This is a genomic window from Nitratireductor aquibiodomus NL21 = JCM 21793, from assembly GCF_000615975.1.
GTDB classification, from domain to species: Bacteria; Pseudomonadota; Alphaproteobacteria; order Rhizobiales; family Rhizobiaceae; genus Nitratireductor; species Nitratireductor aquibiodomus.
In genome coordinates this window covers 1-13,746 of the sequence record NZ_BAMP01000102.1, presented here as the reverse complement: position 1 = coordinate 13,746, position 13,746 = coordinate 1, and the positions used below count along the sequence as shown (strand labels likewise).

The 13,746-nt window shown below is 62.4% G+C and carries 9 protein-coding genes and 3 pseudogenes; 8 read left to right on the top strand and 4 right to left on the bottom strand.

The features are described 5' to 3' along the window. Nucleotides 1-1,324 (bottom strand): helix-turn-helix domain-containing protein (locus JCM21793_RS20000; protein ID WP_025031503.1); only part of this gene is annotated, 1,324 nt, incomplete at its 3' end. A gap of 278 nt (nt 1,325-1,602) precedes the next feature. On the opposite strand from JCM21793_RS20000, the gene aceA reads away from it, so the two are divergent. The 5 genes and pseudogenes from aceA to JCM21793_RS19975 all read left to right on the top strand — a co-directional run bounded on the left by aceA (nt 1,603) and on the right by JCM21793_RS19975 (nt 6,720). Next, nucleotides 1,603-2,892: an isocitrate lyase gene (aceA, locus tag JCM21793_RS19995; RefSeq protein ID WP_025031502.1), complete on the top strand. Its 1,290-nt coding sequence runs from the start codon at nt 1,603-1,605 to the stop codon at nt 2,890-2,892. Between the two features lie 36 nt (nt 2,893-2,928). Beyond that, nucleotides 2,929-3,153 (top strand): annotated as a pseudogene (locus JCM21793_RS27235) (SMc00767 family acetate metabolism repressor); the annotation flags it as partial. Between the two features lie 306 nt (nt 3,154-3,459). Next, nucleotides 3,460-3,918 (top strand): response regulator, encoded by a 459-nt coding sequence (locus JCM21793_RS19985; protein ID WP_244439900.1) that lies wholly within the window; start codon nt 3,460-3,462, stop codon nt 3,916-3,918. Nucleotides 3,919-3,989: 71 nt separating this feature from the next. Further along, the gene (locus JCM21793_RS19980) at nt 3,990-5,423 is read left to right on the top strand and encodes a glutamine synthetase family protein (protein ID WP_025031499.1); all 1,434 of its coding nucleotides are present in this window, start codon (nt 3,990-3,992) and stop codon (nt 5,421-5,423) included. Nucleotides 5,424-5,433: 10 nt separating this feature from the next. Beyond that, the gene (locus JCM21793_RS19975) at nt 5,434-6,720 is read left to right on the top strand and encodes an NAD(P)/FAD-dependent oxidoreductase (protein WP_025031498.1); all 1,287 of its coding nucleotides are present in this window, start codon (nt 5,434-5,436) and stop codon (nt 6,718-6,720) included. Nucleotides 6,721-6,894: 174 nt separating this feature from the next. On the opposite strand, the pseudogene JCM21793_RS27230 reads toward JCM21793_RS19975, so the two are convergent. From JCM21793_RS27230 to JCM21793_RS19960, 3 genes and pseudogenes are all read right to left on the bottom strand, one after another. Then, nucleotides 6,895-8,666 (bottom strand): annotated as a pseudogene (locus JCM21793_RS27230) (SLC13 family permease). A gap of 124 nt (nt 8,667-8,790) precedes the next feature. Beyond that, entirely contained in the window at nt 8,791-9,540 is a 750-nt protein-coding gene (locus JCM21793_RS19965; protein WP_007006950.1) for an SDR family oxidoreductase, read from the bottom strand. Nucleotides 9,541-9,560: 20 nt separating this feature from the next. Beyond that, nucleotides 9,561-11,036 (bottom strand): aldehyde dehydrogenase family protein, encoded by a 1,476-nt coding sequence (locus tag JCM21793_RS19960; RefSeq protein WP_025031497.1) that lies wholly within the window; start codon nt 11,034-11,036, stop codon nt 9,561-9,563. Nucleotides 11,037-11,247: 211 nt separating this feature from the next. Between JCM21793_RS19960 and zwf the strand changes: the two genes are divergently transcribed. The 3 genes and pseudogenes from zwf to JCM21793_RS27225 form a co-directional block, all read left to right on the top strand. Next, nucleotides 11,248-12,720: a glucose-6-phosphate dehydrogenase gene (gene zwf, locus JCM21793_RS19955; RefSeq protein ID WP_025031496.1), complete on the top strand. Its 1,473-nt coding sequence runs from the start codon at nt 11,248-11,250 to the stop codon at nt 12,718-12,720. A gap of 2 nt (nt 12,721-12,722) precedes the next feature. After that, nucleotides 12,723-13,436, top strand: coding sequence for a 6-phosphogluconolactonase (pgl, locus tag JCM21793_RS19950; protein ID WP_025031495.1), 714 nt, complete (start codon nt 12,723-12,725; stop codon nt 13,434-13,436). Between the two features lie 35 nt (nt 13,437-13,471). Beyond that, a pseudogene (locus JCM21793_RS27225) lies at nt 13,472-13,746 on the top strand (dihydroxy-acid dehydratase); the annotation flags it as partial.

The window sequence follows — 13,746 nt, the reverse complement described above, 5'->3', positions numbered from 1 at the left end:
TCCGGCGTGAGCGCATGGGTCGGCGCGCTCCCGCCTTGCCCGGCGCACCCGGCAGCGCATCGCCATAGACCACGCTCTCTCGAAATCCGAGATCGCACCCCAGCAGAAGCGCCGTCCGCCGCGGGCGTTCGGCAAAGGCGCCCTGCGGTCCCTCCAGCGTGCGTGCGACTGTCAGGAATTCGGCGCCATCGGGCATTTCCACCGCCTCCACCAGCACCTGCCCCGGCTGTGCGAAAGCTGCATGAACGGCCAGCTTCGGGCACCCGCCGCCGAAGCGCGCCTGCGGAAAGCCCAGCGCGCCCGCCTTGCGGAAACGGTTGCCCGCATTGTCCACTTCGAGCATGAAGAATGGCACGCCCGACGCACCCGGCCGCGCGAGCGTCGTCAGCCGGTTCGCCGCCTGCTCAAATGACACGCCGAAGCGCGATTTCAGCACATCCACATCGTAGTGCGCGCGTTCGGCCGCCGAGAGGAATGCCTGATAGGGCATCATCAACGCGTGTGCCGCATAGCGCCCGAGTTCAAACCGCGCGAGCCTGCGGGCCTCGTTGCTCGACAGTTTCAGCGCCTCGATCTCAGCGGCAATCGCCACTGACATGCGCAGCAGGCAGGCCTCCATGGCGATCTCGCGCAGTTGGTCGGCCGGCGACAGCCGTTCGGAAATGAAAAGGCGCTGCGAATGGCGATCGTATCGCCGCCGCCAGTTCGGCATGGTCGCCACGGGAAGCAGACGCACCACGATGCCGTGCTCCTGTTTCAGCCAGCCCCTGATGGCTCCGGAAAGATCGTCGCCCGGCCCAATCAGCTTGTGGAAGCTTTCCGCCTCTTCTTCGAGAGATGCGAAATGGTTCGCGTGACGCTCGAATGTCTCACGCACCTCGTCAATCGGCAGGCGCGTTGCGGAAATGGCGGTGGTGCGCCCTTCCCGCGCCAGCATCTCTGAAAGATCCGACATGCGATCCGCCTGCTCGCGATAGGCGCGGTAGAGTTTTACGAGCGCCGCCGCCGCGTTGGGCGCAGCCTCGGCCACATCCACCAGTTCCTGCTCACCGGGCAGCTCACCCGCAAGAAGCGGATCGGAAAACACCTCTCGCAGCGCCGCGAGCGATAAACCCGCCTCGCCCTGCAGCTCATCCGGGTCGACCTTATAGACAGAGGCGAGCTTCAGAATGAGCGAAACGGTGAGCGGCCGCTGGTTGCGTTCGATCAGGTTCAGATAGGACGGCGAAATGCCCAGCCCTTCAGCCATCGCCGTCTGGGTCAGCCCCTTGGCTGTGCGAATGCGCCTGATGCGCGGCCCGGCGAATATCTTCTGGTTGGCCATGATGGAATCCCGTTGTTCTCGGCGTCCCCGGCGACACGCGACCGTTCCGCTTTACACGACTTTACAAAACTGTTGCACAAACCCGTCCTTACACAATTTACAAATTTACACGTCCACTCTGTCAAATTCCAGACATGCTGACACGAAAATTTCGGCAAAAATCCGGTTTTCTCTCCGCTTTCGCTGCGCCGCAATGTAAATCCTGTAACGAAATCGGGGCGCAATGACACCCAGTCAGGCAGCTCCGCCAGTGAAACAAATCCTGTACGGAGGCAATTATGACGGATTTTTACAACCTTGTTCCCGGCGCTGCGGAAGGCCGCTTCGATGGCATTGAGCGTCCCTACACGCCGCAGGATGTGCAGCGCCTGCGCGGCTCAGTCACCATCCGTCACACGCTCGCCGAGGAAGGCGCAAAGCGCCTCTGGAAGCTCATCCACGAAGAGGACTTCGTCAACGCGCTGGGCGCACTCTCCGGCAATCAGGCCATGCAGATGGTCCGTGCCGGCCTGAAGGCGATCTATCTCTCCGGCTGGCAGGTTGCCGCCGACGCCAACACCGCTTCGGCCATGTATCCGGATCAGTCTCTCTACCCGGCCAATGCCGGTCCCGAGCTCGCCAAGCGCATCAACCGCACGCTGCAGCGCGCCGACCAGATCGAGACGGCGGAAGGCAAAGGCCTGTCGGTCGACACCTGGTTCGCGCCCATCGTGGCCGACGCGGAAGCCGGCTTCGGCGGCCCGCTCAACGCCTTCGAGCTGATGAAAGCCTATATCGAGGCGGGTGCAGCAGGCGTCCACTTCGAAGACCAGCTTGCGTCTGAAAAGAAGTGCGGTCATCTGGGCGGCAAGGTTCTGATCCCGACGGCCCAGCACATCCGCAATCTGGACGCCGCGCGTCTTGCAGCCGACGTCATGGGCGTGCCGAGCCTGGTCATCGCCCGCACCGACGCCGAGGCCGCCAAGCTGCTCACCTCCGACATCGATGAGCGCGACCAGCCGTTCGTCGATTACGAGGCAGGCCGCACGGTCGAGGGCTTCTACCGCGTGAAGAACGGGCTCGACGCCTGCATCGCCCGCGCTGTCGCCTATGCACCGCACACGGACCTGATCTGGTGCGAAACATCGAAGCCGGATCTGGAGCAGGCGCGCAAATTCGCCGAGGGCGTTCACAGGGCGCATCCGGGCAAGCTGCTCGCCTACAACTGCTCGCCGTCCTTCAACTGGAAGAAGAACCTGGACGACGCGACCATCGCCAAGTTCCAGCGCGAGCTGGGTGCCATGGGCTACAAGTTCCAGTTCATCACGCTGGCCGGCTTCCATCAGCTCAACTTCGGCATGTTCGAGCTGGCACGCGGCTACAAGGACCGACAGATGGCGGCCTATTCGGAGCTGCAGGAAGCGGAGTTCGCGGCGGAAGTCAATGGCTACACCGCCACCAAGCACCAGCGCGAAGTCGGCACCGGCTATTTCGACGCCGTGTCCATGGCCATCACCGGCGGCCAGTCTTCGACCACCGCCATGAAGGAATCCACCGAAACCGACCAATTCCGCCCGGCAGCGGAATAACCCAACGGCCGAAACGGCCGGGAAAGGAGAACGGAAATGACACCGAACACCCGCGTCAAGGAACGAGCAGAGGAACAGTCGAGCGCCATGTCGTCCGACCAGCAGGCCCTGATCCGCATGGTGGCAAACGACCTGCACAGGCTCAACCAGTCGGTCATGAAGGCGGTCGATTCCGGTGTGTCCGTGGAACTGGTCCGCTCAGCACGCCATCATGGCGGGGAGGGAAACTGGGGCGACCTCTTGGTGCCGGTCATCGTCACCAATCTCTGGCCGGCTCCTGACACCGGCCTGACGACCTCCAGTCGAGCGCCCGCGCAAGGTCTCCTGCGCGGGCGCTTTTTCTTGTTCACGGGCAGTCCGTGACCCAATGATCAAACAATACAAACGATTCAGGTTTGAAGAAAATCTTCGCCACCACACCGATGGCCAACAAATATTGATTGCGAAACAGGCACATGCCGATTCTGACATATTTGTAACTTGACTTCTCAACTATAGTGACATTGATTTTCCCCAACTCTCAACCGGGCATTGAAATTCACAATCCAGCCGATGGGCGAGCATATGATGGTAGACAGACATGCAACCGACTGGCCTTGCGATGGGAAAGGCGCGGGCGTAGCGGGGTCCTGTGTTGCCGACCCAGCGCAGGCCCTGGTCATCGCCGCCTCCCCCATCAACCGCATCGTGCTCACGCGTATTGCCCAGCGCGCCTACCTGAAGGTCCAGGCGATGGAGCCCGTGGAAGCGAGGCGTATTCTTTCTGCAGTGTCGCCGCTGTCCCGCCCGGGCCTGGTGATCGTCGACATCGACGCGCAGGTGCAGATGTCGGACGATCTGTTCCTGCATCTGGAGCAGCACAGAAATGCCTCGCCGCGCCGGCTCCCACTCGTCATTACCATCATCCCTTCCCGCCTTGATGCTTCTCCAACGGTCGAGCATGTGGATGCGCGCGTGGTTCGCCCCGTGACACCGGAGACACTGCAGCCCGTCATCCAGCGCCTGCTGACGGCTGTGCAGGCGTAAGACTGGGCTCTTCCCTTTCCTTCAGACCCAAGTCTATACTCCGGCATCCAAACAATAATCCCTGGTGATTGATGCCTGACAGGAAGAAGCTAGCCCGCCGCGCAGGTAGAGGTGAATCCGTACGCGCGCCCGCATTCTTGAAAAACCTACGCGGTGTGAAGGACTGGAAGCAGGCCACGGCCTGGCTGGAATGGCGCGGCATCGAGGACATTGAGTGCATCACCCCCGATCAGGCTGGTGTTGCCCGCGGCAAGATGATGCCGTCCAAGAAATTCACGTCGAACACGTCGCTGGCGCTGCCCTCGGCCGTCTTCATGACGACGATTTCCGGCGAGTATCCCGAAAACAGCGGCGATTTCGTCTATCCGGAAGACGATGGCGACCTGAAGCTCCTGCCGGATCTCTCCACGCTCTCTTCGGTCCCGTGGGAGACCGACCCAACCGCGCAGGTGATCTGCGATCTCGTGCACCAGGATGGGCGCGATGTTGCGTTCAGCCCGCGCAACGTCTTGAAGCGTGTGGTGGCCGAATATGCGAAACACGGCCTGAAGCCCATCGTCGCGCCCGAAATCGAATTCTACCTCGTCCACAAGAACCCCGACCCGGACTATCCGCTCACCCCGCCTGTCGGGCGCTCCGGTCGTCCCATCGGTGGCGGTCAGGGTTATTCCATTGCCGGCGTCAACGAGTTCGACGAGTTGATCGACGACATCTACCACTTTTCCGAAGGCCAGGGTCTCGAGATCGACACACTGATCCACGAGGAGGGGGCGGGCCAGCTCGAGATCAACCTGCGTCATGGCGACCCAATCGAGCTTGCCGATCAGGTGTTCATGTTCAAGCGCACCATCCGCGAAGCCGCGCTTAAGCACGACACCTATGCCACCTTCATGGCCAAGCCGATCCAGAACCAGCCGGGCTCCGCAATGCACATCCACCAGTCGGTGGTGTCGCTTAAAACCGGCCAGAACGTCTTTTCCGACGAGAAGGGCGAGGAGACCGACATGTTCCGCCACTTCATCGGCGGGCTGCAAAGGCATATCCCTAACGCCCTCATCATGCTCGCGCCCTATGTCAACTCCTATCGCCGGCTCACGCAGGGCACTGCGGTTCCCGTCAACACACGCTGGGGCTATGACAACCGCACAACGGCCTTCCGTGTGCCACGTTCCGATCCCGCCGCGAGGCGCGTTGAAAACCGCATCCCTTCCTCAGACGCCAATCCCTATCTGGCGCTGGCGGCTTCGCTCGCCTGTGGCCTTATCGGCATTCTGGAGAAGAACAAGCCCGATGCACCCGCCGGGACCGCCGTCAATCAGGACGAGATTGAACTGCCGCGCGGCCTTCTGGAAGCCGTTGCGCTGTTTGAGGATGACGAGAGCCTGAAAGAGATGCTCGGCGCGCCCTTCGTCTCCACCTTCGCGGCGATCAAGCGGGCAGAGTTCGAGACCTTCATGCAGGTCATCAGTCCGTGGGAGCGCGAATACCTGTTGCTGAACGTTTAGGCACGCGCCCATGATCTACCAGTCGCCCGTTTCGCCCGGCCTCTCCTGGTATGAAGCGACCGTTGGCGCGCGTCCTGAATATCCGGCCCTTGATGGCGACTATCGCGTCGATGTCGCCATTGTCGGCGGTGGCTTCACCGGCCTTTCCGCGGCCGCGCATCTCGCAAAGGCAGGCGTCAATGTTGCTCTGATCGAGGCGCACCGTTTCGGTGACGGTGCATCAGGCCGCAATGGCGGGCAGCTCGGCACCGGCCAGCGCGCCTGGGCCGAGGAACTGGAAGCAGAGCTCGGCTTTACCCGCGCAAAAGCCCTGTTCGACCTCGCCGAAGAGGCCAAGGCCCATCTGCTCGATTTCGCCGCCGGCAACGCCATCGAGATCGACTATCGGCCCGGCCAGCTTTCGGTGGTTCACAAGAGGCGCTATCTGGACGAATACCGTCGGCACGCAGACATCATGCGCGGGCGCTTCGGCTATCCCCACATCACCTATATGGACGAGGCCCAGACCGCTCAACGCCTCGGCTCGACGCGCTATTTCGGCGGAACCCGCGACACCGGCACCGGCCATATTCACCCGCTCAAGCTCGTGACGGGCACCGCGCGCGTCGCGGCAGAGGCCGGAGCACTTCTCTTCGAGAAGACACCGGCCACACGGATTTCCTCAGATGCAGGCGGTGTTCGTATTGAGACGCCCACCGGCACAATCACCGCCGAAAAATGCCTCATCGCCACCAATGCCTATGGCGGCGACCTTGAACCGAAGAGCGCGGCCCATGTCATGCCCATCGGCTCCTTCATCGGCGCCACGCCGCCGCTCGGCGACGACAGCCCGGTCCTGCCGGGGGGCGAAGCGGTGGATGATTCCCGCTTCGTCGTGCGGTATTTCCGGCGCTCTGCCGATGGACGCCTGCTCTTCGGCGGTCGTGAAATCTATGCGCCCGGCGAAGATAAGGCGATCCACCAGCACATCCGCCGCCAGATCGCAGAGCTTTATCCGGCCTTGAGCGATGTGGAGCTCACCCATGCATGGGGTGGTTATGTGGGCATTACCATGCCCAGAAAACCCTATGTGCGCGAGGTCATGCCGAATGTGATTTCCGCCGGCGGCTATTCGGGCCATGGCGTCATGCTGTCGAACTTTGTCGGCAAGCTCTATGCCGAAACCGTGTGCGGAAACCGCGACCGACTCCGCCTCTTCGAGGAGCTCAAGATACCGCCCTTTCCGGGCGGTCGGCGCCTGCGCCCGATCCTGATGTTTCTGGCCCTCAACTGGTACGCCCTGCGCGATCGGCTTTAGGCTCGAAACTCCCGTTGCATTGATGCTGTGCGTGGTTCGACAAGCTCACCATGAGGTGGGTAGAGGCCTGCAGGAGCAATACCAGCATCGTGTAGCCAATCATTCTTGCAAGCGCCTACCTCCTTCATGGTGAGCTTGTCGAACCACGCACCACGCACGGCGCTGTTGCCCGCTCTACAACGGCCAGAAGAACAGGATCGCCGGCACCGACACCGCAATGATCAGCACTTCCAGCGGCAGGCCCATGCGCCAGTAATCGCCAAATCGATAACCACCCGGCCCCATGATGATCGTGTTGTTCTTGTGTCCTATGGGCGTGAGAAATGCGCAGGACGCGGCCACGGCGACACCCATCAGGAAAGGATCAGGCGAAACATCGAGCCCCTTGGCGATGGAAAGCCCCACCGGGGCGGCGATCAGCGCCGTCGCCACATTGTTCAAAAAATCCGACAGCGTCATCGTCACGATCATCAGGATCGCCAGGATTGCCCAGGCGGGCAGAGCGCCCGTGAGCGAGAGAATGGAATCGGCGATCAACTTGGTGCCACCAGAATCTTCGAGCGCCAGCCCCAGCGGTATGAGCGAGGCAAGAAGCACGATCACCGGCCATTCGACGGATTCGTAAACTTCGCGCGCGCCAACCACATTGAACAGCGCATAGATGGCAACTGCCCCGGCCAGCGCCACGGCAAGCGGCATCAGGCCCATCACGGAAAGCGCCACCGCCGCCGCGAAAACACCCACGGCAAACAGCGCCTTACCCCTCTGGATCACCGTGTGGCTTTTTTCGGCGAGCGGCAACACGCCCAGCCAGTCGGCAGCATCGTTCACCCGGCTTTCAGGCCCTAGAAGAAGCACCACGTCGCCCGGCTTGATGACGAGCTTTCGTACCCGTTCGCGGAACCGGCGCCCCTGACGCGAGACGCCCAACAGCGTCACGCCGCGGCGATAAAGCAGCCGCAGATCGTTCGCGGTGCGCCCCACCATATGGGCATTGTCGGGAACGATGGCTTCCACCAGCACCAGAGACTTACCGCGAATGCCGCCATGCTCCTCGGAGCCCGGCGCATCGAGGTCAGCAGCGCCGATGAAGGCTTCAATGGATTTCGGATCGCCTTCGAGAATGACGTGATCGCTCTTGCGCAATTCCTCGCCGGCGGCGAATCCCGGCAGGCGCTTGCCGCGACGCACGAGACCGAGAACGGTCACATCGTGCTCATCGGCAAGCGGGTAGAGTTCGCTGACCGCCTTGCCAATGAAACCGGACTTTTCTTTCACGCCCGCTTCCGCAACGAACAGGCCAGCCGCCCCGTCTTCTCCGACAGCCGCCGCCTGTCCCGTATCCGGGATCAGCCGCCACCCGACCGTTGTCACGAACGCGATGCCGACAATGGCGCACACCAGCCCCACCGGCGAAAAATCGAACATGGAGAAGGATTCGCCCAGCGCCCGCCCGCGAAACTCGGCAATGACGATGTTGGGCGGCGTGCCGATCAGCGTGATCATGCCGCCGAGGATCGTCGCAAATGAAAGTGGCATGAGCGATTGCGAGACGGGGCGCTTGGCCTTTTTGGCCGCCTCGATGTCGAGGGTCATCAGCATGACCAGCGCGGCCACATTGTTGATGACAGCGGAAAGCCCCGCGCCAATCACCGACATGAAGCGATATGCGTGGAAAGGGCGCGCCCGGAGGAAAGCACGAAGCGGGCGATCAGCTCCACCGCGCCGGCATTCATCATGGCGCGCGAGACGATCAGCACCAGCGCGATGATCACCACCGCCTCATGCCCGAAGCCCATGAATGCGTCATGCGCATCCACGACCCCCGCCACCACGGCGATGATCAGCGCCGCAAAGGCGACCAGATCATAGCGAATGCGCCCCCAGACAAGGAAGGCGAACACGACGCCCAGCAGACTGAAAAGAAAGATCTGCTCATAGGTCATGCAAGTTCCCCCGCCTGCGGCCACTCAATCGTTGAATGGCCCTTCTGATTTATCCGACTATGGAAAATTCCGGACCGGGCATCTGGTTCCCGTGCCTGCGGAATTCTCCGTCAGCGGCGCAGCCTCAGATGCAGCGCCCGCCATCCACTTCGAGTGCAACACCGGTGATGAACTCCGCCTCATCGGAAGCAAGCCACAGGGCCGCATTGGCAATGTCGAGCGGTGTGGAAAGCCGGCCAAGCGGAATGGATGCGCGGAACTGTGCACGCTTTTCCGGCGTGTCCTCGCCCATGAACTGATCGAGCATGCCGGTCTCGCCCGCCACCGGGCAAAGGCAGTTCACGCGGATGTTCTGCGGCGCGAGTTCCACGGCCATCGACTTGGTCGCGGTGATCGCCCAGCCCTTCGAGGCATTATACCAGGTAAGACCCGGACGCGGGCGCAGGCCGGCTGTCGATGCGGTGGTGATGATCGAGCCGCCGCCCTGTTTGTCCATGATCGGCACCACGGCCTGCGCGGCGTGATAGATCGCCTTCATGTTGACGGCGGTGATGAGGTCGAAGGTCTCCTCATCGACCTCCAGCATCGGGCCGTTGCGGTGCGTGTAGCCAGCATTGTTGACCATCACGTCGAGCCGACCATGGGCCTGCATGGCGGCATCCACCATCGCGTCCACATCGGCCTTCATGGAAACATCGGCGGTGACGGGCAGCGCCGCCTCGCCAATCTCACCGGCGATCTTTTCCGCACCCTTTGCATTGAGGTCCGCAACGATGACCTTCGCGCCCTCCTCGGCGAAACGCTTTGCCATTCCGGCGCCAAAACCGGACGCCGCGCCGGTGATCACGGCGACCTTGCCTTCAAGTCGTGCCATTTCGAAAATTCCTGTCAGTGTTAGCCGTGGTTGAAAACGATTGTCTTTGTGGCGGACATGTCGAACAGGGCTTCAAAGCCTTTTTCGCGTCCATGGCCGGATTTCTTGAACCCGCCAAAGGGGAGTTCGATACCGCCGCCCGCGCCATAGCCATTGACGAAAACCTGACCGGCGCGCACGCGCTTGGCCACACGGTGCTGGCGCGCGCCGTCGCGCGTCCATATGCCAGCCACGAGGCCAAACTCGGTATCGTTGGCAAGCCGGATCGCATCCGCCTCATCTTCGAAGGGAAAGAGCGAAAGGACAGGCCCGAACACTTCTTCTTGTGCCAACGCTGCCTTCGGGTCGACGGCGCCGAAAAGCGCCGGCGCCTGATAATAGCCGCCCTCCGGCGCATCCGGATGCACCGTGCCCTCGGCCAGAAGCGGGATGCCGGCTTCCTTTGCTGCCGCGATAAATCCGGCGACCTTGTCACGCTGCGCCGGGTTGACCAGCGGGCCGATGTCGAGATCCGCATCATGCGGCCCTGCAACCAGCTTTGAGAAGCGCTCGGCCAGTGCCGAAGCGACTTTCTCATAGACCGGCTTTTCGATCAGCACGCGGCTGCCGGCAGAGCAGGTCTGCCCGCCATTCTGGATGATGGCGTTGACGAGCACCGGCAGCGCCGCCTCAATATCCGCATCCGCGAACACGATCTGCGGGGATTTGCCGCCCAGTTCCATCGTCACGCCGCGATTGTTTACCGCCGCGGCCTGCTGGATTGCCGTGCCGGTCATCGGCGACCCGGTGAAGGTCACGTAGTCCACCAGCGGATGCGCGGAAAGGGCGGCACCGGCGCTGCGACCATAGCCGGTGATGACGTTGAACACGCCTTCGGGAATGCCGGCCTCATGCGCGAGTTCCGCGATGCGGATTGTCGTCAGCGATGCGTCCTCGGCGGGTTTCACCACCAGCGTGTTGCCCATGGCAAGGGCCGCACCCACGACGCGGGCGAGAATCTGCATCGGGTAGTTCCACGGGGTGATGCCCACCACCACGCCATGCGGCTCGCGCAGCGTCAGCGCCGTGTAGCCGTCGAGAAACGGGATCGTGTCGCCGTGGATCTTGTCGGCCGCGCCGCCGTAAAACTCATAATAGCGCATGGTGGCCGTCACATCGGCCTTGCCCTGGCGGATCGGCTTGCCGGTGTCGCGCGATTCGAGTGCTGCCAGTTCCTCGCCGTGCTTTTCGACCAGGTGATAGAGCCGCGTCAGGCAACGCCCGCGCTCGACCGCCGGCATGCGGCTCCATGGCCCCTCGTCAAACGCCTTGCGGGCCGATTTCACCGCCAGATCCACATCCGCCTCGTTGGAGGCGGGGATCGAGGCGAAAACCCTGCCGTCGGACGGGCAGCGAACGTCGATGCGTTCGCCCGAGAGCGAATCGACGGAGCGCCCGTCGATGAACTGCATGAAAGCGCGGCCCTCAGCCACGCTGCGCGAAAAATGGGTTCCCATCCCTGCCGCTCCGGTTTGTAATGTCAGTGCGCAAGCCTATGCTCGCGAAGGGAACCATGGGAAACCCGCCATGCGAAGACATGTCAAGGCACAAATGGTTATGCAGGCTTGGCTCAGCCTCGACATGCGCGTGCGACGGAATCCCATCTGGCTTTCTTAAATCGATTAGACTATAGCAACGGCAAGCTGTACCGACGCAGACGGAGAAACCATGACCAGCCAGACAATTCCGGTCGAACCTTTCGATCTCGTGGTGTTCGGCGCCACGGGCGACCTCTCCGAACGCAAGCTCCTGCCGGCGCTCTATCAGCGTCAGCGGGCGGGACAATTCACCGACCCGACCCGCATTATCGGTTCCTCGCGCACCAAACTCTCCGATGAAGAGTTTCGCACCTTTGCCGAGAAAGCGATCCGCGAGCATGTCGCCAAGGACGATATCGAGGCAAAGGAGCTTAAGCATTTTCTGGCTCGTCTTTCCTATGTGCCGGCGGATGCGAAATCGGGAGAAGGCTTTGCAGATCTCAAAACCGAGGTCGGTGACAGCAAGAGCGTGCGCGCCTTCTACATGGCAGTGGCACCCAGCCTTTTCGACGACATTGTCGGACAGGTGGACAAGCATGGCCTGTCGACGGACACGGCCCGTGTCATCGTTGAAAAGCCGATTGGCCGTTCGCTGGCCTCCGCGCACGAATTGAACGATGCCATCGCCCGCGTCTTCGACGAGCACAATGTCTTCCGCATCGACCATTATCTCGGCAAGGAGACGGTGCAGAACCTGATGGCGCTGCGCTTTGCCAATGCGCTCTACGAACCGCTCTGGAACTCCGCCCATATCGACCATGTGCAGATCACCGTGGCCGAATCTGTCGGGCTGGAAGGCCGCGCGGGCTATTACGACAAGGCCGGCGCGCTGCGCGACATGGTGCAGAACCACATCCTCCAGCTTCTCTGCCTCGTTGCAATGGAAGCGCCCGCCTCGATGGACGCCGATACGGTGCGCGACGAAAAGCTGAAAGTGCTGCGCGCGCTGAAGCCCATCACCTCCGCAAGCGCGGAAAAGGCGACCGTACGCGGCCAGTACCGTGCCGGTGCTTCCAATGGAGGGGCGGTGAAGGGCTATACGGAAGAGCTTGAAAGCGGCGAGAGCAACACCGAAACCTTCGTTGCCATCAAGGCTGAGATCGAAAACTGGCGCTGGTCCGGCGTGCCATTCTATCTGCGCACCGGAAAGCGGCTCGCCACCCGCGTTTCGGAAATCGTCATCGAGTTCAAGCCGATCCCGCATTCCATCTTCGAGGATGGCGCCGGCAAGGTCTTTGCCAATCAGCTCGTCATCCGCCTGCAGCCAGACGAAGGCGTCAAACAGTGGATCATGATCAAGGACCCCGGCCCCGGCGGCATGCGCCTGCGTCATGTGCCACTCGACATGAGCTTTGCCGAATCCTTCAGCGTGCGCAATCCCGATGCCTATGAGCGGCTCATCATGGATGTGATCCGTGGCAACCAGACCCTGTTCATGCGCCGCGACGAGGTGGAAGCGGCATGGCGCTGGATCGACCCGATCATTGCCGCCTGGGAAGACAACGAGCAGCCCGCACAGGGCTACACGGCAGGCACATGGGGCCCGTCCTCCTCAATCGCGCTGATCGAGCGCGACGGCCGTACCTGGCATGAGAGCACCTGACCATGGTGGACTGCAAATGGCATGAATTCGCCTCGCCCGAAGCCCTGGCGGAAGATCTCTCGGCCGCCGTCGCCAGAGTTCTCGCCGCTGCCGTCAAGGAGCGGGGCCGCGCGGCCATTGCCGTCTCCGGTGGCCGCACACCCGCACTCTTTTTCGACCATCTGTCACGACGCGACATCCCGTGGGACAAAGTTACCGTCACCCTTGTGGACGAGCGTTTCGTTCCGGCGGATTCGCCGCGTTCCAATGCCCGGCTGGTCGCCCAGCACCTTTTGCAGAACAAGGCCGCCCGAGCCGCCTTTGTCGGCCTCTACCATGAGGCAGAAAGCATTGCCGAGGCGGCAGAAAAAGCCGCAGGCGTGCTCGCGGAAATTCCGGCGCCCCTCGACGTGGTGGTGCTCGGCATGGGCAATGACAGGCACACTGCATCATTCTTTCCCGACGCCACGACCATCGAGACGCTGCTCAAACCGGCAGAAGGCCCGGATGTGCTGCCCGTCTCCTCTGAGAGTGCCGGCGAGCCGCGCCTGACGCTCTCCATGAACCGCATTGCCGGCGCGCGTTTCCTCGCCCTTCACATCGAGGGCGACGACAAGCGCAAGACGCTCGAGGAAGCGCTGGCCATGCAACCCGGCCCGGACGCGCCCATCAGCGCGGTGCTCGCCAGGGCGAAACATCCTGCCCGGATATTCTGGGCGCCCGCCAGCCAGACCTGAGGCGCGGGAGCAACTGCTACACAGGACGCCATGCCATGACCGCCAGACCCGAAATCGAAGCCGTCACAGCCCGCATCCGCGAGCGTTCGCGCGCCAGCCGCGAAGCCTATCTGGAGCGTCTCGAACACGCTGCCGGTCAAGCGGTGCACCGCTCCGTTCTCTCCTGCGGAAACCTCGCCCATGGGTTCGCCGCCTGCGGTCCGACCGACAAGGCAGCACTTTCCGGCGATCGGGTCCCCAATCTCGGCATCGTGACCGCCTACAATGACATGCTCTCGGCGCATCAGCCCTTCGAGCCCTATCCCAACAT